Source organism: Nonomuraea sp. NPDC050643 (assembly GCF_040654715.1).
In the GTDB taxonomy this organism is placed as follows: Bacteria; Actinomycetota; Actinomycetes; order Streptosporangiales; family Streptosporangiaceae; genus Nonomuraea.
On sequence record NZ_JBFAIM010000001.1, the window covers coordinates 300,747 to 324,167 of the forward strand.

A 23,421-nucleotide genomic window follows, 5' to 3' on the forward strand; every position below is an offset into this window, starting at 1 on the left:
CACAAGGTGACCGAACCATGTTCTGTCCGTGCACGCAAGAGGGGCGCGGCGCACGCGCGCCGCGCCCCTCAGCCTGTCCTCAGGGCCTCAGCGAGGATCGCCGAGCAGGTGCCGCATGGACCGCTTGACCAGGTCCGTACGCGTGGCCTGGTCGCTCACCGTCTCGATGCCGAAGCCGAGGTAGACGGTGTCCTTGGTGACGATGCCACCGCCCTCCTCGAAGACCTGGTCCGTACGGAACCAGTTGTTGACCGACGGCGACGAGCCCGCGGGCGGGGCGCCGACGGCCCAGCCGCTCAGGTCGGTCTCGAACGACGTCGTCTCGGCCGTCGCGCCGTCCAGCGTGACCGTGAAGTCGTCGAGGAAGACGCCCGCGCCCTGGGTGGACCAGTCGCTGACGTAGGAGATGGACAGCTCGACCCGCTTGCCCGCGTACGGGGTCAGGTCGACCTTCCACTGCTGCCAGCCGCCCGAGTTGCCCGAGGCCGCGTTCCAGGAGCCGGAGGTGCCGGTCGGCCCGCAGTCGGCGCCCTGGTAGCGCTGGGTGAACGGGTGGATCGTGCGCCAGCCGCCGCTGTTCTCCGTCAGGCAACTGTCGCCGGTCTCCTGGGTGGTGTGCCCGTTCGCGTCGGGCAGCGTGGTCCAGTCGTCGCCGCCCGCCGTCCGGGCCTCGACGGTCAGGAAGTCCCAGTTGGCCTCGGTGTCGTACGACGTCCAGAACGACAGGTCGCCGCTCGACTTCCCGGTCAGGTCGACGGTCTTGGTCAGGCGCTTCCACGAGACGTCGGCGATGCCGCTGTAGACGTCCCAGGAGCCCGTGTGCGGGTCGAACGGGCCGCCCGGGCGTGCCCACTTGACCTGCGCCGAGCTCGCGAACAGCGGGAACTGGGTGGCGGGCAGGATGGCCGAGGTGGCCACGAACGAGTTGGTGTGGCTCGGCTGGATCGTGGCGTTGAACCCCTCGAACCTGCCGCCGTTGCCCCGCAGGGCGAAGGGCTGTCCCGTGTCGTGGTCGGTGCCCGCGTCGTCGAAGAAGACGTAGGCGCCGAGGTAGTACTGCTGGAAGTCGTTGAACACCGGGATGCACGGCGGGTCGTCGGCGACCGTGCACTCGGGGTTCTCGGGCTGGTCGGGCTCGTAGTAGTAGGAGCCGTTGAAGTTGGCCGCGTACGACGGGTACTTGCCGGCGTGCAGCAGCTTGCCGCCCTCGTTCAGGTAGTCGCGGACCGCCAGCTCGGTGTCCACGCCGCCCTTGGACGTCGTGCCCGGCACCTGGCCCACGGACCTCGTGATGACGTCGTCGCCGGTCTCCCAGACGACCGCGCGGTAGTGGCTCAGCACGCCGAGCGGGTGCGGGGCCTTGCGGCCCGACTTGTCCATGTCGTACACGTCGGAGGAGTAGCCGGCGGCCTGGAGCGCGGCGGCGTACTCGTCGGCGTACTTGGCCTCGGTCACGCCCTGCGCGGGGCTGAGGCCGGTGACGTCCTCGGTGGCCAGGACCAGCACGTCGCCGCCGATGTCGCTCGCGACCGTGTAGGTGAAGTCGGCGCTGTTCGGCTTGCCGTACGAGCTGAACCAGACCTTGACCCGGTCACCCGGTTTCGTGGCGGTGATCTTGCCGCGGAGGCGGTGGTAGTAGCGGTCGTAGCCGGCGCCGTACCGTTCGCCGCCCTCCCACTCCTGGTTGCTGATCAGCGTCGCCTTCGTGGGGCCGCCGTTGACCTGGTAGTTCAGGAACACCCGGCCGAGGTTGCGCTTGGCGTTGACCTGGACGACCTGCTCCTTGCCGTGACTGACCTCGAAGGGGTCGATCACGAAGTCGGGGGTCTTGTTGCCCAGGTGGCTGACCGGCTCGGACGGGTCGACCGCGGACTTGGCCACGTCGAGCGCGAACGGCAGGCCCTTCTCGAACTCCTCCTGGACCAGCGCCTCGTTGTCGGGGAAGACGAAGCCGCAGCCGTCGCAGCCCTCGTTGAGCTCGGGCGTCCAGGACAGCGTGCCGTAGCGGAAGTGCGCCTGGTCGTTGGTGTCGCCGTTGGTGGTGTACAGCTCGGCGCCGAGGTCGGGGTCGAAGCCGGGGATGGCCGGGTTGACGTCGTCGCCGCTGAGCGCCTCGTAGATGGGGTTGTCGGCGCTCTCCGTGGCGATCTGTATGCCGAGCGGGTAGAGCAGCAGCGGGCCGTACGAGTGGTAGTTGAGCTGCATCTCGAACCCGACGCGCCGCAGCAGGCCGTCCATGGCCTTGGTCTCGGGCTCGCTGGCCGGGCCCGTGCCTCGGTAGGTGTCGCTGCTGGGGATGCTCGACGAGCCTTCCTCGTCGTAGTGGAAGTTCGTGGGGAAGTTCCGGTTCGGGTCGACGCCGTCGCCGCCCGTGATCTGTCCGTCTCCGTTGTTGTCGCGCAGGTTCTTGCGCCACAGGCGGTTGCCCTCGGTGAAGGTGAAGTCGTACCCGTCGGGGTTGGCCACCGGCACGAACCACAGCTCGGTCCTGTCGAGCAGGTCCTTGAGCGCGGCCTTGTTCGCGACCACGTACTTCAGCAGCCGCATGTCCACCTCGGTGGCGATCCACTCGCGGGCGTGCTGGGTGGCCGAGTAGAGCGTGGAGGGCTTGGCGCCGTCGCGCGACTGACCGGCGCCCGTGGTCACCTTGGCCGCGAGGATGTCCTGGCCGCGCAGCGACTTGCCGATCGACTGGAGGTCGACGACGTCCTTGTTGGCCTCCGCTATCGCCTTGAGCTGGTCGGCGATGCCGCCGGGCTCGGAGTAGGACTTGAAGACGGTGTAGCCGCCGGCGGCCTGGGCCCTGGCCGCCTCGAGCTGGGTCTGGCCCTGCGGATTGCGCACGGGCTCCGGTTCGTAGCCGAGCTTCTTCAGGGCGTAGAGGTCCGTCTGGGCGGCGGTCAGCTCGATGTGCTCCTTGCCGCCCGCGGAGCGCTGCTGGACGACGTCGAAGCCCTTCTCCCTGAGCGCCTGCCCGGTGCCCGGCGGGCTGTCGAGTTCGTACAGTTCGATGCGGTCGCGGGGCGGCAGCGGATCCACGGACGCCTGCGCGGAGCCGGTGGCCACAAGGGACGTGCCTAAGCCGAGGATGACGGCCGCGGCGAGGTTGAGTGTTCGAGACACGGTCTGCCCTTCGCGGAGACGGAATCGATCGCCATCCCAGACCTTTGGAGCGATCTATACAAGACCCAACTTTTAGGGCTGTCTTAATTCGGACAAATCACTCGAAAACTCGCCAAAGGTGCGCCAGTTCGGTCGTTCGGATGACAGAGATCAAGATCATCTTCTATAGTTTCGGTCCGTCTATGAGAGGAGGGGACGGGTGTGAGAATGTGGCGGGTCGCCGTTCTTGCCACCGTCCTCGCCGGGCTGCTCGGACTTCCCGCGGCCGAGCCCGCCCTGGCCGATCCGAGCCCGGCCGAACTGCGCAAACTCACCAAACAGGCGACTCAGCTCAGCGAGCGCTACCGCGGCCAGATCCAGGTCCTGGAGGAGATCAGGGTCCAGGCGAAGAAGGCCACGGACACCTCGGGCAACCTCGAGGCTCAGCTCAGGGCCGCCCAGGCCGAGGTGGGCCGCATCGCGCAGAGCGTCTACATGGTGGGGCCCGTCGACGGCATGCAGCTCCTCGCCCCCAGCGTCGACCCGTACAAGCTGCTGGGCCAGGCGGCCAACATGATCTACATGGCCGACGAGCGCACCAAGCGCGTCGAGAGCATCCAGAAGCTGATCGACAAGTCCAAAGAGGCCAAGCTCAACGCCAACGAGAAGATCGAGAAGCTGCGCAAAGAGATCAAGACCATGCTGAGCAGGCGCAAGGAGATCGAGCGCCTGCTCAACAAGTACGGCTTCCAGCAGCCGGGCGGCGCCGAGGGCCTGACCCCGCGCCTGATCTCGGTCCGCGCGGAGATCATGCAGAACTTCCCCATGAAGTACGGCGTCGGCTGCCTGCGCCCCGGTGATCCCGGCGAGCACGGCAAGGGCCGGGCCTGCGACTTCATGATGTCCAGAGGCGGCACCATGGCCGCCGGGGCCGACGCCGCCAACGGTGACGCGCTGGCCGCCTGGCTGATCAAGAACGGCGCCCGGCTCGGCGTCATGTACATCATCTGGAAGCAGCGCTACTACGACATCCGCTCAGGCGGCGGCTGGGACCCCATGTCGGACCGCGGCGGGGTGACCGCCAACCACTACGACCACGTTCACGTGTCGGTGTTCTGAGTCCTGTTCTGGGCTTTCAGGAACTCCCTGAACCAGTGGTAGGAGCGCTTCGGCGTGCGGCGCTGGGTGGCGAAGTCCACGTGCACCAGGCCGAAGCGCTGGTGGTAGCCCTCGGCCCACTCGAAGTTGTCCAGCAGGGACCAGGCGAAGTAGCCGCGCACGTCCACGCCCTCGGCCATGGCCTGCCGCATCGCGGCGAGGTGGCCCTCCAGGAAGGCGACGCGGGCGGTGTCCTCGATCGTGCCGTCGTCGGCGGGCACGTCGTCCTGGGAGCAGCCGTTCTCGGTGATCAGGATCGGGGGGAGCGCGGTGTCGTAGCGGGCCTTGAGGCCGGTGAGCAGCTCACGCAGGCCGTCGGGGACGACCGGCCAGCCGAAGGCGGTGGTCGGGAAGCCCGTGACGCCCGCGTCGGCGAAGGGCAGGCCGTCGGCCGTGGGGGCGGCGATGCGGGTGGGGTTGTAGTAGTTGATGCCCAGGGCGTCGATGGGGGTGGCGATGGTCGCCAGGTCGCCGTCCCGGAGGAAGTCCAGCGTCGGGATGTAGGCCGACATATCTGGATATTTGCCGAGAAGGAGTGGGTCGTTGAACAGGCGGTTGTGGAGGACGTCGTAGGCCTCGGCCGCCCTCAGGTCGGCCTCCTCCTGTGAGGCCGGCCAGACCGGGGTGCAGTTGTTGGTGAGCGCGACCTGGCGGGCGCCGGCCGCCCTGAGCGCCTGGACGGCCAGGCCGTGGCCGAGGAGCTGGTGGTGGGCGGCGGGGAGGGCGTCGGTCAGGAGGAGGTGGCCGGGGGCGTGCAGGCCCATGGCGTAGCCGTAGGCCATGTGGACGAACGGCTCGTTCAGCGTGATCCACAGCGGGACGCGGTCGGCCAGGCGGCCGGCGACCGTGGCGGCGTACTCGGCGAAGACGGCGGCGGTGTCGCGGTTCAGCCACCCGCCGCGATCCTCCAGGGCCTGGGGCAGGTCCCAGTGGAACAGCGTGGGCACCGGCTGGATGCCCGCCGCCAGCAGGGCGTCCACGAGCCGGTCGTAGAAGTCCAGGCCCCTGGCGTTGACCTCGCCGCGGCCCTGGGCCAGCACGCGCGGCCAGGCGATCGAGAAGCGGTAGGCGTTCAGGCCGAGGCCGGACATGAGGGCCACGTCCTCGCGCCAGCGGTGGTAGTGGTCGCACGCCACGTCGCCGGTGTGGCCGTCTCTGGTGCGGCCCGGCTCGTGGGCGAAGGTGTCCCAGATGGAGACGCCCCTGCCGTCCTCGCGGGCGGCGCCTTCGATCTGGTACGCGGCCGTGGCCGTACCCCATAGGAACATCCCGTGCTCCCCACTGCTATATGCGAGTGTGACTCATGTTACTTGACCCGAAAACTTCCCCACTCAATCTCGCGGCGATACGCAAGGATGGGGGCATGACCAGTACCTTGCGCCGCCGCCCCGCCCAGCGCCGGAGCGTCGAGCGGGTGGAGCGGATGCTCGACGAGTGCGCGCGCCTGCTCGACGAGGTCGGCTACGAGGCGCTGACCACGAAAGAGGTCGCGCGCCGGGCGGAGGTGCCGATCGGCACGTTCTACCAGTTCTTCCACGACAAGCAGGGGCTGGTGCGGGCGCTGGCGCGGCGCAACCTCGAGGCGTTCCTCCAGCGGATCATCGAGCGCATCCCGGCGGCCGACCTCGGGCACTGGACCGACCTGGTCGATCTGGCCATCGACGAGTTCGTCGACATGAAGCGCACCACCCCGGGGTTCGCCGTGGTGGACTTCGGCGAGGTGCTCGCCGCTCCCGGCGGGCCCGCCGTCGGCGGCAGCAAGCGGGCGCTCGACGGGACGCAGGAGAACAACGTCGTCGTGGCCGAGCGCCTGCGCGCCCTGACGCTGGAGCTCCTGGACGCCCCCGTGGGCCCGGGGCTCGACCGGGCGCTGCTGGTGGCGGTCGAGGCCACCGACGCGGTGCTCAAGCTGGCCTTCCGGGCCGACCCGGGCGGCGACCCCGAGCTGATCGCCGAGTGCAAGCAGCTCGTCCGCCGCTACCTGGACGACCACCTGCCGTAGACGCGGGTTCCGGTCCTCATGGTGCGGCCAATACACACCGATGTAGTCTGTCCGCAATCCGCCGGGCGGCCTGCCGGCCCCGGTTGACCTGGAGTGGACTCCAGGTGCGATCCTAGGGACCGTGAGCGTCTTTACACCGGCCGAAGTGGTCGAGGAGACCGGCTTCAGCATCGACACGCTGCGCTACTACGAGAAGATCGGCCTGCTGGAGCGCGTGGGCCGGAACTCGGCCGGGCAGCGCCGGTTCAGCCAGGAGGACGTGGGCTGGCTCGGCATGGTCCGCTGCCTGCGCGACACGGGCATGCCGATCGCCACGATGCTGCGCTTCGCCGAGCTCGTACGCGCGGGCGACCACACGATCCCCGACCGCATCAGGCTGCTGGAGGAGCACGACCGGCAGGTCCAGGCCCAGATCGACAACCTCGCCGAGCGTCAGCGCTACATCAACAACAAGATCTCCTACTACCGCAGCGTCCTCTAGCCCTTCCTTTGCCGCCCGCCTGTTAGACCAAGATCCATGGCGGGAACGAGGGCGAGCCAGATCAACGTGCCGCTGCACCGCGTGGCCAGGATCTGCTCGGTGATGCTGTTCGCGCTGCTGGCGCACATCACGTTCGTCCAGGCCTTCGGCTCCCAGCGGCTCAACGCCGACCGCAGGAACGAGCGTCCCCTGATCGCCAGGTTCGGCCACCCGCGCGGCGACATCCTCACCTACGACGGCACGCCCATCGCCACGAGCCGGCCGACCGGCGGCGGCCCGTACCGGTTCCGGCGGGCCTACAAGGACGGGGAGCTGTACGCGGCCGTCACCGGGCACGTGTCGCTGCACCGCACGACGGGGATCGAGCAGGCCCAGGAGGCCGTGCTGTCGGGCGAGGACCCCAAGGTCAAGGTCAGGTCGCTGGTCAGGGACGGAGCCGTCAAGGGGGCCGACGTCCGGCTGACGATCAGCGACCGGGCGCAGTGGGCGGCCTACCAAAGCCTCAAGGCGACCGGGATCCCCGGGGCGGCGGTGGCCGTCAACCCGGCGACCGGGGCGGTCCTGGCGCTGGCCACCTACCCGACGTACGACCCGAACGCGCTGGCCACCTTCGACCGGGCGCGGCTCGCCGAGGTCACGCGGCGGCTGCGGCTGGCGCCGTCGCAGCCGCTGCTCAACCGGGCGCTGAACCAGCTCTATCCGCCCGGGGCCACGTTCAAGCTGGTCACCGCGGCGGCGGCGCTGGCGTCGGGCGAGTACACGCCGTCCGCCCTGGTGGACGCGCCGGCCCGGTTGCAGCTTCCCGGGACGCCCACGTACCTGCAGAACGCCGGCGGCGGGGCCTGCGGGAACGCCCGGCCGACGCTGACGTACGCGTTCCAGGTGTCGTGCAACACGGCGTTCGCCAACATCGGGCTGCAGCTCGGGCAGGACCTGCTCAGGGACCAGGCGGAGGCGTTCGGCTTCAACGCGGCGCACCTGACGATCCCGCTGGCCGCGACCACGAGCCGGTACCCGCTGGCCATGGACCGGCCCCAGACCGCCCTGTCGGCCATCGGGCACCACGAGAACCGGGTGACGCCGCTGATGGTCGCCATGATGTCGGCGGCGGTGGCGAACAACGGGGTGCTGATGCGGCCGTACCTGGTGGAGGAGGTGCGGCTGGCGGACGGGTCGGTGATCAACCGGGCCGGGCCGGTGCCCTACCGCAGGACGATGTCGCCGGCGCTGGCGCGCTATCTGGCGGCGATGATGACGACGGTGACGCACGCCGGGGGGACGGGGGCGGGGGCGGCCATCCCCGGGGTGGAGGTGGCGGCCAAGACGGCCACGTCGGCGGACGTGCCCGGGATGGGAGACCACGCCCTGGTGACGGCCTTCGCCCCGGCGGACGCGCCCGAGGTGGCGGTGGGGGTGGTCCTGGAACGTCCGGGGGACCGGGCGAACGAGGTGGCCCCGATCGCCCGCGCCATCATCGAGGCGGCGCTGTCGTGACCGGTCAGCGGTAGGCGGTGGCCTGGAGGGTGTAGAGGTCGGCGTAGAGGCCGTTGAGGGACATCAGCGTCTCGTGGTCGCCCTGCTCGGTGACCTTGCCGTGGTCGAGCACGTAGATGCGGTCGGCGTAGCGGACGCTGGCCAGGCGGTGGGTGATGAGCAGGACCGTGCGGCCGTCGGAGTGGTCGCGGATGCGCTCGAACAGGGCGTGCTCGGCCCGGGCGTCGAGGGCGGCGGTGGGCTCGTCGCAGATGAGCAGGGCGGCGTCGCGGTGGAAGCCGCGGGCGACGGCGATGCGCTGCCACTGGCCGCCCGACAGCTCGTGGCCGTCCTTGAACCGGCGGTCGAGCAGGGTGCGGTAGCCATGGGGGAGGTCGGCGATCACCTCGTCGGCGCCGGCCACGGCGGCGGCCGCGTGCAGGGCGGGCTCGCCCTTGTCGGTGCCCATGGTGATGTTGTAGCGGGCGGTCAGCGGCCAGCGGGTGTGGTCCTGGGCGATGACGGCGGTGCGCAGGCGCAGCTCGTCGGGGCTGACGTCGCGCAGGTCGACGTCGTCCCAGCGGACGGTGCCGGTGCGCGGTTCGTACAGGCCCGACAGGATCTTGGCGAGCGTGGTCTTGCCGGAGCCGTTCTCGCCGACGAACGCGATGACCTCGCCGTGTTTGATCTCTATCGAGACGTCGCGCAGAGCCGGGTTCTCGGCGCCGGGGTAGGTGAACGTGACGCCCTCGGCCACGATGCTCTCGAAGCCCTCGGGCATGGCCGAACGGGGGGCGCGGGGCAGGCGGCGCTCGGCGTCGGCGCAGAACTCCAGGAAGTCGGTGAAGTAGAGGCCCTCTTCGTAGAGGTGGTTGGTGGCGTACATGAGGTTGCCCAGTGAGCTCTGGGCGGAGCGGATGGCCAGGACCGCCGTGCCCGCCACGGCGAGGGGGATGGCGGCGACGGCCAGCAGGACGCCGAGCGCCACGTAGACCAGGCCGCTGCCGAGGCCGCCGAGGGCCTCGCCCACCAGCCTGGCCACCGTCTGGCGTCTGGCCAGGCCCAGCATGACGTCCTGCTCCGCCTTGGCCACGGCGTCGTACATGCGCAGCAGGAAGCCGCGCATCGTGAACGAGCGGACCTCGGCGGCGGGGTCGCGGTCGGCCAGGAGCTCGCCGATGATCCACTTGCGCCGGTTGGCGGGGATGAGGGCGTAGAGGGTGGCGTAGCGCATCTTGGCGCTGCGGACCATGGCCCACGCGTCGGGCAGCACGGCCAGCAGGAGCAGCGGCAGCAGGACCGGGTGCAGGACGCCGAGCACGCCGGCCACGGCGGCGATGCCGACGGCGGCCGTCATCACGTCGATGGCGGAGGTCACCACCGAGTCGGCCATCGCCAGCCCGCGCAGCCGGGCGCGCTGCAGCGAGTCGTGGAACTCGGGGTCGTCGTAGGAGACCAGGTTCACCTGGCTGGTCAGGCCGTAGAGGCGCTCCTCGGTCAGGCGGGAGACCTGCGGGTCGAGGCGCGACTGCGCCCAGCCGGCGCCCGCCTGCATCACCGTGCGCAGCGTCGCCGCCGCGCCGACCAGGGCGAGGCTGGGCAGCGCCGCCATCACCCGGTCGGGCGTCGGGCCCTCGCTGAACAGCGCCGTCAGCACGCCCGTGGTGGCGAGCAGCCCGAACGCGGTGAACACGCCGCCCAGCAGGTTGAGCACGATCGTGGCCACGGTGTCGCGGGGGCTCGCGCGCCAGGCCATGCGCATCGCCTGCTTCACGAGGGACGGCAGGCGCCTGGCGATGGTGAGGAAACCCACCTCGGCCAGCTTGTCCGTGTGGGCGTGCCAGTCGGAGAAGGAGATCTCGCCGAGTTCCAGCGGCTCATCGGCCATGCTTTGAGTGTGCCCAGGGGTACGGAGAGTTCTCCATCGATTATCTCTGGGCGCAGGGCGTAGTTGATGACACACTCACAGTGATGCTGCGATCTGCCGACTTCAGCAATCTGCCGGCCGAACCGAACGCGTTCGTGGGCCGGGAGTCCGATATGGATGAGCTCGTCCACCTGATGCGTGTCTCACGCGCCGTGACCCTGTGCGGGGCGGGCGGCATCGGGAAGACCCGGCTGGCCCTGCGCCTGGCCGCCAGGATCGCCTCGGCGCACCCCGCCGGCGTCCACCTGGTGGAGCTGGCCGACCTGGAGAAGGGCGAGCTCAGAGGCCACGTCGCCGCCGCGCTCGGCATCGCGGGCGACCTGGCCGAGACGATCGGCGGCCGGCGCGTGCTCCTGCTGCTCGACAACTGCGAGCCGGTGATCGGCGAGTGCGCGGAGCTGTGCCGCGACCTGCTCGGCGCCTGTCCCGGGGTGACCGTGCTGGCCACCAGCCGCGAGCCGCTGCGGGTGCCCGGCGAGACGGTGTGGCGGGTGCCGCCGCTCTCGGTGCACGGCGAGGAGAGCGAGGCGACGCGGCTGTTCGTGGCCAGGGCCACGGCCGCCAGGCCCGGATTCGAGCTGACCGACGAGACGCGGCCGCTGGTCACGGAGCTGTGCCGGGCGCTCGACGGGCTGCCGCTGGCGATCGAGCTGGCCGCCGCCCTGGTGCGGGTCCTGTCGGTGGGCCAGCTCGTGGAGCGGCTCGACGACAGGTTCCGGTTGCTGGCCGGCGGCGCCCGTACGGCTCCCGCCCGCCACCGGACACTCAGGGCCGCGGTGGACTGGAGCTACCGGCTGCTCACCCCGCAGGAGCGGCTGCTGCTGCGCCGTACGGCCGCCTTCCGCTCCTCCTGGACCCTCGACCTGGCCGAATGGGTCTGCTCGGGCCCCGGCCTCGCGGAGGAGGACGTGCTGCCCCGGCTCTGCGACCTGGTGGACAAGTCGCTGGTCGCCCTCGACGGTGAGATCGCCGGCCAGGCGCGCTACCGGCTGCTGGAGACCGTCCGCGACTACGCGCTCGAGCAGCTCGCCGAGTCCGGTGAGGAGGCCGAGTTGCGGCGCCGGCACCTGACGGCGCTGGCCAGGCTGGCGGGCCGGTTCAAGGAGGTGCTGGCGCCGGGGGCGCGCACGTCGTGGCCCGTGGTCGAGCGCCACGTCAACCTCTTCGACGGCCTCAAGGTCGAGGTGAGCTCCGCCTGCGACTGGTCGATCGCCATCGGCATGCCGGAGACCGCGCTCGGCCTGCTGACCGACATCCGCTTCCTGCTGATCGGCAGCGGGCGCAAGCTGGACATGGCCGAGCGGCTCGACCGCCTGCTGGCCCTCGACGTCCCCCAGGTGCCGCGGGCGCTGCGCGGGCAGGCCATGATCCTGCGCGCCGAGCTGGCGCTGGCCGCGGGCGACCTGGAGCCGGCGATGCGCTGCGCGCGTGCCGGGCTGGAGCTGTGCGCCGCCGCCGCGGACGTCTACGGCGAGGCCGTCGGGATGGTCGTGCTGGCCCAGCTCACCGGCGAGCAGGAGGCGCTCGCTCGCGCGCTGGAGACCGCCAGGCAGTCGGGCGACCTCGTGCTGGAGTCGATGGCCCAGGGCACGAAGGCCCGTTTCGGCCTGCACCAGGGCCGCCTGCACGAGGCGCGGCGCGCGTTCGAGGAGGTCCTGGCGATCAGCGAGGAGCTCGACAACCACTACGGGCAGACCTTCAGCCACATCGGGCTGGCCCAGGTGGCCCGGCGCTCGGGTGACCTGGCGACCGCCAAGCGGCACTACGAGTCAGGGCTGAGCCTGCTGCGGCACGTGGACGCCAGGCAGTACACCGTGAGCTGCCTGGCCGGGCTCGGCCGGGTGGCGCTCGACCAGGGCGACCTGGTGGAGGCCAGGGCCAGGCTCACCGAGGCGCTCGTGCTCAGCCGCGACGCGGGGCTGCGCACCGGCATCGCCAGGCGGCTGGAGGCGTGGGCCGGCCTGGTGGCGGCCGAGGGCGACCAGCGGCGGGCGGTGCTGCTGGTGGCGGCCTCGGTGACGCTGAGCGGCCGGCAGCCGGACGCACGCACCGAGGACGTGCTGCGCCCCGCGCGGGCCGCGCTGGGCGAGGCCGTGGTCGGCGTGCTCTGGGCCGAGGGCATGAACCTGACGGCCGACCAGGCGGTCGCCTGCGCGCTCGACGGCGCGCTGCCCGAGCCGTCCGCCGCGCCGGTCGTGCCGGTCGGCCAGGAGAGCCGGCTCACGGCCAGGGAGCGGGAGATCGCGGAGCTGGTGGCCAGGGGGCTCAGCAACCGGGCGATCGCCGAGGAACTGGTCATCAGCCCGGCGACCGCGGCCCGGCACGTGGCCAACATCCTGTCGAAGCTGGGGTTCTCCACGCGTACACAGATCGCCGCATGGGTGATCGGCGGACGCTGAGCCGCCCCACCTCTCTACACATCGCCGCACCGGTCCGCTTACATCGTCGAATGGCCATGTCAGCGCATGTGCCGTCCCGGCCGCACGCCTACCGTTACATCTCGTGATCGGCCGCACACCGCGTACCCCGCCCCTCGCGTCGGAGGGGCCGCGGCCGATCGGCCGGGGACGTCACGCGTCCTCACGGAGCTGGGCCTCCTCGGAGGGGTGGGGGCCCGGTTCCGGGCGTGTGACAGCGGGCTCGAGTCGCGCAGGGCTCGGGCCCGCCCACGCGAATGCACAACGGCATACATACATCGGGGGATGCCGGCAGGTCGGGGCGGCCGTACGTTGTCCGGCATGAAGCCTGCCGCCTCGACCACCGGCACCGTCATCCATGAGGTGTTCCGCCGGGCCTACGAGCGCGGTGACCGCCCCGCGCTGATCGACCTGCGGGGCGGTCACGTCTACGGCTACCGCAGGCTGGTGACCGAGGTGACCAGGGCGGCGTCCGGGCTCGTGCGCAGGGGAGCGCGGCGTGACCAGGTGGTGGGCGTGCACGTCTCCACGGCGGGCGCGCAGACGCTGGCGGTGCACACGGTGGTGGCGGCCGGCGGGGTGGCGGCGCCCATCGATCCGGGTGCGGGGGCGTACGACATGGCCGCGTGGCTGCGCGAGTGCGACGCCCGCCTGCTGATCACCACACCCGACCTGGCCGAGACGGCGATCCTGGCGGCCGAGGAGTCCCGGGTGCGCCAGATCGTCTCGCTGGGTTCGGCGCTCGACACGATCGACTTCCGGGCCCTGCTCACGCTGGAGCCCACGGCGCTGCCCACGCTCGACGCCAAGCGCCAGGACGCCCTGCTGCTCACGGACGGCAGCCGCCTGTCCCACGCGGGGCTGCTGGGCCGGATGGCGGAGCTCGACCTGCCCGTGCGACTGGCCGAGTCCGACGTGGTGCTGGCCACGTGGCCGCCCGACGGCTGCGCAGACCTGGTCGCGCTGGTCGGCCTCGGTGTCTCGAAGGGCGCGCTGGTGGTCGCCGCGGGCGGTGGCGACCTTCCCGGCACCGGCCACGACTTCAGCGTGACCGTCGTGACGGGCCCGGACGGGGCGCTGGAACGCGTCGGATGAGCCTGAATATGCGGAGCTGTTACCGCCGATCCCTTGACGCAGAACCGCCGAAAGTGGGTTGATTGGCGTTGTTGACAACGTTGTCAAATCACCAACTTCGGGGGGATTTCGAAGGGATGGTGTGCGATGCGACGGTGGTTGGCGACCGTCTCGATCACGATGGTGAGCGTGCTGGGCCTGGCGGCCTGTGGTGGCGGAGGCGGAGGCACGCAAGCCTCGCAGTCGCCCGCCGCGGGCGGCGGCGGCAAACAGCAGGTTGAGGTCTTCTCCTGGTGGACGGGCCCTGGTGAGGCCGACGGTCTCAAGGCGATGCGAGAGATCTTCGAGAAACAGAATCCGAACTACACCTTCTTCGACGCCGCGGTGGCCGGTGGTTCCGGCGACAAGGCCAAGGCGTTGCTGCAGTCGAAGCTGCAGGCCAGCACGCCGCCCGACACCTTCCAGGGGCACGCGGGCGCCGAGCTGCAGGGCTACATCAAGGCGGGCAACCTGGAGGACCTGACCTCGCTCTATGACGAGCTGAAGCTGAAGGACGTCTTCCCCGCTCAGCTCGTCGACCAGATCAGCGTCGAAGGCAAGATCTACTCCGTGCCGGTGAACATCCACCGCTCGAACGTGCTGTGGTTCAACCCGACCGTCCTGAAGGACGCCGGGGTGGCCGCGGCGCCCAAGACGATCGAGGAGTTCGTCGCGGCCCTGGAGAAGGTCAAGGCCAAGGGCAAGATCCCGCTGTCGATCGGGTCGGAGTGGACGGTCACCCACCTGCTGGAGAGCGTCCTGCTCGGCTCGCTCGGCACCGACGCCTACAACGCCCTGTTCAAGCCGGGCGCCGACTGGAACAGCGCGCAGGTGACCACGGCGCTGCAGAGCTTCGCCAAGATCATGACGTACGCGGGCGACCCGCAGGACGACTGGCAGCCCGCGGCCAAGCAGGTGGCCGACGGCCAGGCGGCGTTCAACATCATGGGCGACTGGGCCTACGGCTACTTCCACAACCCGCCCGACGGCGGCCTGGGGAAGACCTCGAAGACGGACTTCGACTGGGCGCCCGCGCCCGGCACCGAGGGCACGTACATGTGGCTGTCCGACAGCTTCACCCTGCCCAAGGGCGCGAAGAACCGTGAAGGGGCGCTGGCCTGGCTGAAGGTCGCGGCCAGCAAGGAGGGCCAGGACGCCTTCAACCCGAAGAAGGGCTCCATCCCCGCCCGCAAGGACGCCGACCAGGCGCTCTACACCGACTACCTGGGCGACGCGCTGAAGGACTGGTCGGGCAACAAGCTCGCCGGCTCGATCCAGCACGGCGTGTCGGTGAACCAGCCGTGGCTGGCCGCCATCAACGAGTCGGTCGGGCTGTTCATCGGCAGCAAGGACGTCAAGGCCCTGCAGCAGGGGCTGGCCGACGCGGCCACGGCCAACGCTCAATAACTCGGTGCACCGGGTACGGCGGGCGCGCCCGCCGTACCCGTGGGAGGGAATGCTTGTGAGGCGGGCACGTACGTGGCTGCCCGGACTTCTCCTCGTCACGCCGTCGATCATCGCGATCGGCGTCTTCGTGTACGGCATGCTCGGCTGGAACTTCCGGGTGGCCATGACGGACCAGCACGATGCCGTGTCCGAGGGGAAGTTCGTGGGGCTGCAGAACTTCGTCGACATCTGGGACCAGCCCCGGTGGCACATCTCGGTGAACCACGCGATCGTGTTCACGGTCGTGTTCGTGCTGGGGGCGCTGCTGCTCGGGTGGCTGCTGGCGTTCCTCATGGAGAAGGGGATCAGGGGAGAGGGGACCTTCCGCGCGATCTACCTGTTCCCGATGGCGATCTCGTTCGTGGCGACCGGCATCGTGTGGCGGTGGCTGATGAACTCGGGGACAGGGGAGCGGGCGGTCGGGCTGAACCGGCTGTTCGACTGGGTCGGGCTGCCGCAGTGGCAGTGGTTCAGGGATCCGGACTGGGGGATGGCGGCGATGGCGTTGCCGGCCATCTGGCAGATGTCCGGATATGTCATGGCACTTTTCCTGGCGGGCTTCCGTGGCGTGCCCGAGGAACTGCGCGAGGCCGCGCGGGTCGACGGCTGCACCGAGTGGGGCGTCTACCGGCACGTGGTGCTGCCCCTGCTGCGGCCGGTCACGCTGTCGGCGCTGATCATCCTGGGGCACATCTCGCTCAAGGTGTTCGACCTGATCGTGGCGGTGTCCGGGAAGCAGATCGTCACGGACGTGCCCGCCGTGTTCATGTGGGTGGCGGTCTTCGACTCAGGCGATCCGGCCAAGGGGGCCACGATCGCCTCGTACATCGTGCTCAGTGTGGCGATCTTCGTGATCCCGTACCTGATCTGGTCGGTGCGTAAGGAGAGGCGCTCATGACGGCGGTGGCCGGGCGCAGGGCGATGGCCTTCACCTGGGCGAGGTTCGGCCTGCTGCTCCTGTTCGTGTTCGTCTTCCTCATCCCGATCTACGTCCTGCTGGCCACCAGCTTCAAGCCGCTCACCGAGGCGGACCCGGGCCAGGCCTGGAACCTGCCGCAGACGTGGACGGTCGAGGCATGGCGGGTGGCCTGGGAGAAGCTGGCGCCGGGGCTGTGGAACAGCGTGCTGCTCGCGGTGCCCGGGTCGCTGCTGTCGTGCGCGCTGGGGTCGATGAACGGCTATGTGCTGTCCAAGTGGCGCTTTCCCGGGGCGGACGTGCTGTTCACGCTGTTCCTGTTCGGGATGTTCATCCCCTACCAGGGGGTGATGATCCCGCTGGTGCAGCTCCTGGTGTGGGTGGACCAGCAGACCGGGCTGCAGGGGGTCTTCTACGGCGGCATCCCGGGGCTCGTGCTGGCGCACGTGGTCTACGGCATCCCGATCTGCACGCTGATCTTCCGCAACTACTACGTGACGATCCCCAACGAGCTGATCGAGGCGTCGCGGGTGGACGGCGCGGGAATGCTGCGGGCGTACTGGTCGGTGGTGCTGCCGGTGTCCGGGCCCGCGATCGCCGTGGTGATCATCTGGCAGTTCACCTCGTTGTGGAACGACTTCCTGTTCGCCGTCTTCCTCACCGGGCCGACGAGCTGGCCCACGACCGTGATGCTCAACAACATCGCGGGGGCGCAGGCCACCCCGTACAGCCAGCAGATGGCGGCGGCGATCCTGGCCTCCATCCCGACGATGGTGATCTACGTGGTGCTGGGCCGGTTCTTCATGCGCGGGCTCATGGCGGGAGCGCTCAAGGGGTAGCCGCGTGGAGGAGTGGCTCGCCGCGTACGTAGCGGGCCACGTCCGCGGCCACGATCGAGGCCGCCTTCATCGCCGTCTCCTTGCTGGCCCCGGCCAGGTGCGGGCTCATGACCAGGTTCGGGGTGGTGAGCAGGCGGGAGCCCGCCGGGATCGGCTCCTCGGGGAAGACGTCCATGGCGGCGCCGAACAGGTGGCCCGAGTCCAGGGCGTCGCACAGGGCGTCGTAGTCCAGCAGTGCGCCTCTGGCGCAGTTGACCAGGACCGAGCCCCTGGGCAGGGCGGCGATCTCGGCGGCGCCGATCATGCCGGCGGTCTCGGCGGTGGCGCGGGCGTGCAGGGAGACGAAGCGGGAGCGTTCGAGCAGCTCCGGCAGGTCCACGCGGCCGGGGACGTCCACGTACGGGTCGTGGACGAGGACGTCCGCGCCGAAGCCCGCCAGCATACGGGCCACGCGGCGGCCGATGGCACCGTAGCCGACCAGGCCGACCGTGCTGCCCTCCAGTTCGGGGCCGACGTTGTCGTAGACGTAGTAGTCGCCGCGCCACACGCCCCCGGCCAGGTCGGCGTGCGTCTGGGGGATCCTGCGGGTGGCGGCCAGCAGCATGGCGAGCGTGTGCTCGGCGGTGGCCACCGCGTTGCGGCCCGGCGCGTAGGTCACCGCCACCCCCGCCCGCGCCGCCGCCTCCAGGTTGGCGTTGACCGGCCCGCCCCTGCTCACGCAGAACAGCCGCAGGTCCGGTGAGGCGTCCAGCACGCGCTTGGTCAGGGGCGCCATCTGGGTCACGCAGACCTCGACGCCGCGCAGCGCCTCGATCAGCTCGTCCTCGACGTCGGAGGCCTCGTCCACCTCGCCCACCCGGCCGAACGGCTCGACCGGCCACGGCAGCGTCAGCTCGCTGATGTCCACCTCGCCGGGGACCTCACGCCTGAGGGCGTCGATGAGCAGGCGGTTCTGGACGAAGTGATCGCCTGCGGCGAGGACTCGGGTGGTCAACGAACGGCTCCAATCGGGGAGTTGTACTGCAGCAGCGCGGCCCGCCCGCCGCGCAGGCGCAGCTCGGTGAGGGCGCAGTTGTCCAGGCTCGGGAACAGCCGCCGGTACTCGCCGAGGGGCACCCCGATGAGCCGGCACAGGGTGAGCCTGATGGCGGTCGTGTGCGCCACCACCAGCACGCGGCCGGCCGGGTGCGCGGCGGCGATGTCGTGCAGGGCGGCCACGAAACGCTCGGCGGCCCGGTGCGGGTCCTCGCCGCCCGGCAGCGGATGCCCGGCCGGGTCGGCCTCGAAGGCGGCCCTGGCCTCGGGGAAGCGGGCCTTCATCTCGGCCGACGTGAGCCCCTCGCCCTGGCCGAAGTCCAGCTCGCACAGCCGGGGGTCGGCCTGGGCGGGATGGCCGGCCTTGGCGGCGGCGGTCTCGGCGGTGATCCTGGCGCGGCCGAGGGTGGAGGACCACACCGCCGCGAGGCCCGCGCCGGCGGCCCAGTCCGCGAGCCGGGCGGCCTGGTCGTGGCCGCGCGGGGTCAGCTCGATGTCGCTGATCCCGGCGTAGCGGTTCTCGGCGTGCCAGACGGTCTCGCCGTGGCGGACGAGCACGAGGTCGGTCATGGGAGGGTCCTCTCGCGGGCGTGTTCCGCGGCGGTCGCGGTGAGCCAGCCGCGCCGCTCCAGCTCGGAGACGAAACGCAGGTACGGCTCGTGCAGGTCGGCCCCCGACGGGTCGACCACGGCGCGGGTCCTGATCATGCGGGCCGGGTCGCCGCCGGCCAGGACGGCCATGCCGAGCGCGGGCTCGGCGTTCTCCCGCAGCGTCACGGGACGTCCCAGGACGTCGGCCCTGAGCTGGGTCCAGTACGCGCTGCGGGTGGCGCCGCCGGTCAGGATGATCTCGCCGTCCACGGGGGCGCCGAGCAGGTCGAGGTAGTCGAAGCACAGACGTTCGATGAAGGCCGCGCCAAGCAGGATGGCGGCGTAGCGCTCGACGTCGTCGGCCGGCTCCCCGAGGGTGAACCCTTCGGCGCCGGGAGCGGCGAACGGGAACCGCTCACCCCGCGAGACCAGGGGGTAGGTGACGGCGGGCGGAAGGGCGCGACCTGGGCCGGACCCGGCCGGGAGCCCACCTGTGGGCACGGCGGATCCGAAGCGGGCGGCGGCCTGCTCGCTCAGGGTGGCCAGGTCGCGGCCCGGCAGGTCGCGGGTCAGGGCGCCCGCGCCGGTGCTGGAGGCGCCGCCCGGCAGCCAGGAGCCGTCGGGGGCGCGGTGGGAGTAGACCACTCCCAGCGGGTCGTCGATGAGCTCCTTCGTCACGCCCTTCAGCACCAGCGTCGTGCCCAGCACCGAGTTCCAGCTCCCGGCCCGCGACGCGCCCGCGCCGAGCTGGGCGGCGCAGCCGTCGGTGGTCCCGGCGACGATCGGTGTGCCCGCCGGGAGGCCGGTCTCCTCGGCCGCCGCCGCGCACACCGTGCCGAGCCGGGTGCCCGGCCGGACGACCTCGGGCAGGATCTCCGGCGGCACGCCCAGCGCGTCGAACACCTCCAGCGGCCAGCGTTCCTCGATCAGGTCCACGCCCGTCTTGAGCGCGTTGCTCAGGTCGGTGGCCACCTCGTGCCCCGCCAGGCGGCGGTTGACGAAGTCGCTCTGGTGGGCGAGCCGCGCCCCGGCCGGGGCGTCGCGCAGCAGCCACAGCAGCTTCGGCAGCGCCCAGTTGGGCTGCATGCGCCGGTAGCCGAGCCGTTCCCACACGGGCGCGCCGGCCTCGTTCGCCCGGTCGGCGTCCGCGCGCCGGTCGTCGTACATGAGGGCGGGGGTCAGGGCACGGCCGGAGGAGTCGGTGAGGAGGACCGTTCCAGATGTGGCGTCGACGGCCACGCCCTCGATCCGCTCGCCGGCGGGCACGTCGCGCAGGGCCTCCCGGGTGGCGGCGGCGAGCTCGCGCCACCACTGCTCGGGGTCCTGCTCGTGCCGGGGCCCGTCGCGGTGGCTGGTCAGGGGACGGCTCGCGGTGCCGAGCACCCGTCCGTCGCCGGCGACGGCCAGCGCCCGTACGCTCTGTGTCCCGAGGTCGACGCCGATCCACACGCTCATGTACGACTCCGCATGCCGCCCAGCAATGGCCACGTGCCCGCGTTGTCCGCGCGCAGGGTGAGGAAGTCTTCGAACAACCGATCGTAGAACGCCCGCCGCGCGGGGTCGGGCTCGACCGCGTCGCGCAGGCGTACGTGCCCGGCCGCCGCGACGGCGACGGACGGCGCCGCACCCGTGGCGGTCAGCCCCACCAGGTACGCCCCCCGCGCCCCCACCTCGGCGTCGACCGAGCGGCGCACGGGCAGGCCGGTGACGTCGGCGATCATCCGCAGCCAGGTCGCATTGGCCGAGCCGCCCCCGCACACCCGCAGCTCCGTCGGCGCGGCCCCGGTGGCCACCAGGCAGTCGCGGATGACCATCGTCAGCCCTTCGAGCGCCGCCCTGGCCACGTGCTCACGCCCGTGCTCGAACGACAGGCCCAGCAGCGCGCCCCTGGCCAGCGGGTCGGAGAACGGCGCCCGCTCACCGGCCGGCGACAGGTACGGCAGGAACGCCAGCCCGCCCGCCCCCGGCTCGCTCAGCAGCGCCAGGTCGCCCAGCTCGCCGGGCTCTGACAGCCCCAGCAGGCCGCACGTCCACCGCACCACTTCGGTGCCCGCGAACGTGGGGAAGGCCCGCAGGTAGCCGCCGGGCAGCGCGATCGTGATGCCGATCGGCGGGCCCTCCAGGTCGGGGGACTCGACGACGACCTCGGTGCACAGGGTGGTGCCGAGGATGCCGCACGCCTGGCCGGGCGCCACCGCGCCCGCGCCCAGCGCCGTCGCGGCGATGTCGTAGGGGGCCATGACGACCGGTGTGCCGGCGGGCAGGCCCAGCGTGGCGGCGGCGGCCCCGGTCAGCTCGGCGACCGGGCAGGAACGCGCCGGGGGCAGCAGCCGCTCGGCCCACTCCAGGCCGAACATGCGCGGCAGCGACGGCGAGTAGGCCCGCTCCCGCAGGTCCATGAACGGCGCCGAGGCGTCGGACTCCTCGGCCACCACCTCGCCGGTCATCCTGGCGAAGATCCAGCCGCCGCAGGTCAGCATGGCGCTCGACCGTTCGAGCCGGTCGGGGTCGTTCGCGCGCAGCCAGGTCAGGATCGCGTGCGGCAGCCCCGAGGCGGCCGAGGAGCCGTTGAGCCGGAAGGCCGCCTCCGCCAGCCCGGTACGGATCCAGCCGTCCACCGCCGTGGCGGCCCTGGCGTCGTTCCAGAGGATCGCGGGCCCGGTCGGCTCGCCGTCGGGGCCGACCAGCCAGCAGCCGTCGCCCTGGGCCGTGACCGCCACGAAGTCGACGGGGCCCACCCGGGCGGCGACCTCGCGCACGGTGGCGGCGACCGCGTCCCAGACCGCGCCCATGTCCTGCTCGGCGTGGCCGGGCGCGGGCCTGGACACGACGGTCTCGCGGCGGGCGACGGCCGTTTCCGCGCCGGCGGAGTCGTAGCCGACCGCCTTGATGACCGTGGTCCCGGCGTCCACGCAGATGATCGCCATCAGGCCCTGCCGTGGGAGGTCCTCGAGCGGCGCGACACGGAGTCGACGATCACCGCGAGGAGCAGCACCGCCCCGGTCACCACGAACCTGATCGAGGAGTCCAGGTTGAGCAGGGTCAGCCCGCTGGAGATGGACTGGATCACGATGATCCCGAGCAGCGCCCCGAACGCCGTGCCGCGCCCGCCGAACAGGCTCGTCCCGCCGATCACGGCCGCGGCGATCGCGTTGAGGTTGACGTCGCCCGAGCCGCTGCTCTGGTTGGCCGCCGCCAGCCGGGCCGCGGCCAGGATGCCGCCCACTGCGGCGAACGTCGAGCAGAGCACGAACACGGAGGTGTAGATGGCCTTGACGTTGATGCCGGCCCGGCGCGCGGCCTCCTCGTTGCCGCCGACGGCGTAGACCGCGCGGCCCCACTTCGTCCGCGACAGCAGGTAGTGCATGATCAGCACCAGCGCCACGAAGAACACGAACATCCAGCCCACGCCGCGCGTCTGCCCGAGGTACCAGACCACGAAGGCCAGCACCACCAGCAGCGCCACGCTCCGCAGCGCCAGCGTGGAGACGCTTCTCGCCGACAGGCCCGCCCTGCGGCGCTCCTGGGCGTGCAGGAACCCGCTGGCGAACAGCCAGACCGCGGCGATCGCGGCGAACGTGTACGACAACCACGCCGGTACGAAGTCGAGCTGGGCGAAGTTCACCAGCCCCGAGTCGAACGGCAGGTTGATCGACCCCTTGGTGCCCAGCACGTAGAGCTGGAGCCCGAGGAAGGCCAGCAGCCCGGCCAGCGTGATCACGAAGCTGGGCACGCCGAACCGGTTGAAGAGCTGCCCGTACAGCCATCCGATCACCGCGCCCATGAGGACGGCGGCCGCGATCGCCAGCCAGACCGGCAGCCCCTCGCCCACGAACAGCACCGCGAGCACCGCACCCGACAGTCCGCTGACCGAGCCGACGGACAGGTCGATCTGGCCGACCAGCAGTACGCACACGATGCCGAGCGCGATGATGCCGACGGCGGCGGACTCCAGGGTGAGGTTCACCAGGTTCGCGCTGGACAGGAAGATCGGGTTGAGGATCTGGAACACCGACCAGATGACGATGAGCCCCACGACGACCGGGATGACGCCCAGGTCGCCGCCCTGGGCCCGCTCGACGATGTCGGCGAGCGCGCCGCGCAGTCCTTCCCGATGCCGCAACCGCTCGTCCTGGCGGTCGGTTGTCACGGTGGTCACGACTGTCCTCTCTCCGCTCGCCTGGACACCGCGTTGTCCGTGGCGCCGGTGATGGCGGCGATGATGTCCTCGGTGGAGACCTGGCCCACGTCGAACACTCCGTTGTTGCGGCCCAGCCGCAGCACCGCCACGGTGTCGGCCACGGCCTTCACGTCCGCCATGTTGTGGCTGATCATGATGACGCCCAGTCCGTTCTCGCGCAGCCGCTCGACCAGGTTGAGCACCTCGGCCGTCTGGGCCACGCCGAGCGCGGCGGTGGGCTCGTCGAGGATGATGACCTTGGGGTCGCCGAGCAGCGACCTGGCGATGGCCACCGTCTGCCGCTGACCGCCCGACAGGGCCGCGACCGGCACCCGCACGCTGGGGATCTTGGCGGACAACTGCCGGAGCAGCTCCCACGAGCGGGTCTCCATGGCCACGTCGTTCAGCCGCAGCGGGCGGATCTCCTGGCCGAGGAACAGGTTCTGGATCACGTTCAGGTTCTCGCAGAGCGCCAGGTCCTGGAAGACGGTGGCGATGCCGAGCCGGTGGGCGGCGGCCGGGGTCGGGATCTCGACCGCGCGCCCCTCGAACGTGATCGTGCCCGCGTCCGGCGGGTGCACGCCCGACAGGATCTTGACCAGCGTCGACTTGCCCGCGCCGTTGTCGCCCACGATCGCGACGACCTGGCCGGCGGCCACGTCGAGCTCGATGTCGGTGAGCGCGGCCACCGCGCCGAAGGTCTTGCTGATCCCGCGCAAGGACAGGACGGTCATCCGCGCAC

At 71.2% G+C, this 23,421-nt stretch carries 18 protein-coding genes; 9 read left to right on the top strand and 9 right to left on the bottom strand.

Annotated features, from left to right (window positions below; translation table 11 throughout):
• Nucleotides 1-87 precede the first annotated feature (87 nt).
• Entirely contained in the window at nt 88-3,123 is a 3,036-nt protein-coding gene (locus AB0I15_RS01315; RefSeq protein WP_358088253.1) for a M14 family zinc carboxypeptidase, read from the bottom strand.
• A 207-nt stretch (nt 3,124-3,330) separates the two neighbouring features.
• On the opposite strand from AB0I15_RS01315, the gene AB0I15_RS01320 reads away from it, so the two are divergent.
• The gene (locus AB0I15_RS01320) at nt 3,331-4,221 is read left to right on the top strand and encodes a hypothetical protein (RefSeq protein ID WP_358088755.1); all 891 of its coding nucleotides are present in this window, start codon (nt 3,331-3,333) and stop codon (nt 4,219-4,221) included.
• Here the strand turns inward: AB0I15_RS01320 and AB0I15_RS01325 are convergent.
• Nucleotides 4,203-5,528 carry a GH1 family beta-glucosidase gene (locus AB0I15_RS01325; RefSeq protein WP_358088256.1) on the bottom strand — a complete coding sequence of 442 codons (1,326 nt, stop codon included), beginning with the start codon at nt 5,526-5,528 and terminating at the stop codon, nt 4,203-4,205. The two genes, AB0I15_RS01320 and AB0I15_RS01325, sit on opposite strands and share 19 nt — an antisense overlap.
• A 95-nt stretch (nt 5,529-5,623) precedes the next feature.
• Between AB0I15_RS01325 and AB0I15_RS01330 the strand changes: the two genes are divergently transcribed.
• From AB0I15_RS01330 to AB0I15_RS01340, 3 genes are all read left to right on the top strand, one after another.
• A complete protein-coding gene (locus AB0I15_RS01330) occupies nt 5,624-6,262 on the top strand; it encodes a TetR/AcrR family transcriptional regulator (protein ID WP_358088258.1) in 639 nt (212 codons plus the stop codon).
• Nucleotides 6,263-6,383: 121 nt separating this feature from the next.
• Nucleotides 6,384-6,743 carry a MerR family transcriptional regulator gene (locus AB0I15_RS01335; protein WP_358088261.1) on the top strand — a complete coding sequence of 120 codons (360 nt, stop codon included), beginning with the start codon at nt 6,384-6,386 and terminating at the stop codon, nt 6,741-6,743.
• Nucleotides 6,744-6,779: 36 nt separating this feature from the next.
• The gene (locus AB0I15_RS01340; RefSeq protein ID WP_358088263.1) at nt 6,780-8,237 is read left to right on the top strand and encodes a penicillin-binding transpeptidase domain-containing protein; all 1,458 of its coding nucleotides are present in this window, start codon (nt 6,780-6,782) and stop codon (nt 8,235-8,237) included.
• A 4-nt stretch (nt 8,238-8,241) separates the two neighbouring features.
• Here AB0I15_RS01340 and AB0I15_RS01345 read toward each other — a convergent pair whose 3' ends face one another.
• Complete coding sequence (locus AB0I15_RS01345) at nt 8,242-10,104, bottom strand: ABC transporter ATP-binding protein (protein ID WP_358088266.1); 1,863 nt, start codon at nt 10,102-10,104, stop codon at nt 8,242-8,244.
• 83 nt (nt 10,105-10,187) lie between these two features.
• Between AB0I15_RS01345 and AB0I15_RS01350 the strand changes: the two genes are divergently transcribed.
• The 5 genes from AB0I15_RS01350 (at nt 10,188) to AB0I15_RS01370 (ending at nt 16,874) form a co-directional block, all read left to right on the top strand.
• Complete coding sequence (locus tag AB0I15_RS01350; RefSeq protein ID WP_358088269.1) at nt 10,188-12,542, top strand: tetratricopeptide repeat protein; 2,355 nt, start codon at nt 10,188-10,190, stop codon at nt 12,540-12,542.
• Between the two features lie 339 nt (nt 12,543-12,881).
• Nucleotides 12,882-13,655 (top strand): AMP-binding protein, encoded by a 774-nt coding sequence (locus AB0I15_RS01355; RefSeq protein ID WP_358088272.1) that lies wholly within the window; start codon nt 12,882-12,884, stop codon nt 13,653-13,655.
• Between the two features lie 126 nt (nt 13,656-13,781).
• On the top strand, nt 13,782-15,080 hold the full coding sequence (locus tag AB0I15_RS01360; RefSeq protein ID WP_358088275.1) for an extracellular solute-binding protein: 1,299 nt from the start codon (nt 13,782-13,784) through the stop codon (nt 15,078-15,080).
• A gap of 49 nt (nt 15,081-15,129) precedes the next feature.
• Nucleotides 15,130-16,017, top strand: coding sequence for a sugar ABC transporter permease (locus tag AB0I15_RS01365; RefSeq protein WP_358088277.1), 888 nt, complete (start codon nt 15,130-15,132; stop codon nt 16,015-16,017).
• 23 nt (nt 16,018-16,040) lie between these two features.
• Entirely contained in the window at nt 16,041-16,874 is an 834-nt protein-coding gene (locus AB0I15_RS01370) for a carbohydrate ABC transporter permease (protein WP_358088758.1), read from the top strand.
• Here AB0I15_RS01370 and AB0I15_RS01375 read toward each other — a convergent pair.
• From AB0I15_RS01375 to AB0I15_RS01400, 6 genes are read right to left on the bottom strand one after another with little or no spacing between them, the layout of a single operon-like run.
• Complete coding sequence (locus tag AB0I15_RS01375) at nt 16,864-17,868, bottom strand: 2-hydroxyacid dehydrogenase (protein WP_358088280.1); 1,005 nt, start codon at nt 17,866-17,868, stop codon at nt 16,864-16,866. The two genes, AB0I15_RS01370 and AB0I15_RS01375, sit on opposite strands and share 11 nt — an antisense overlap.
• Nucleotides 17,865-18,479 (bottom strand): histidine phosphatase family protein, encoded by a 615-nt coding sequence (locus tag AB0I15_RS01380; protein WP_358088283.1) that lies wholly within the window; start codon nt 18,477-18,479, stop codon nt 17,865-17,867. The genes AB0I15_RS01375 and AB0I15_RS01380 overlap by 4 nt, the downstream gene beginning before the upstream one ends.
• A complete protein-coding gene (locus tag AB0I15_RS01385) occupies nt 18,476-19,954 on the bottom strand; it encodes an FGGY family carbohydrate kinase (RefSeq protein ID WP_358088286.1) in 1,479 nt (492 codons plus the stop codon). Before AB0I15_RS01385 ends, AB0I15_RS01380 begins: the two co-directional genes overlap by 4 nt.
• Entirely contained in the window at nt 19,951-21,426 is a 1,476-nt protein-coding gene (locus AB0I15_RS01390) for an FGGY-family carbohydrate kinase (protein WP_358088289.1), read from the bottom strand. The genes AB0I15_RS01385 and AB0I15_RS01390 overlap by 4 nt, the downstream gene beginning before the upstream one ends.
• Complete coding sequence (locus AB0I15_RS01395) at nt 21,426-22,658, bottom strand: sugar ABC transporter permease (RefSeq protein WP_358088293.1); 1,233 nt, start codon at nt 22,656-22,658, stop codon at nt 21,426-21,428. The genes AB0I15_RS01390 and AB0I15_RS01395 overlap by 1 nt, the downstream gene beginning before the upstream one ends.
• A complete protein-coding gene (locus AB0I15_RS01400; RefSeq protein ID WP_358088296.1) occupies nt 22,655-23,413 on the bottom strand; it encodes an ATP-binding cassette domain-containing protein in 759 nt (252 codons plus the stop codon). Before AB0I15_RS01400 ends, AB0I15_RS01395 begins: the two co-directional genes overlap by 4 nt.
• Nucleotides 23,414-23,421 lie beyond the last annotated feature (8 nt).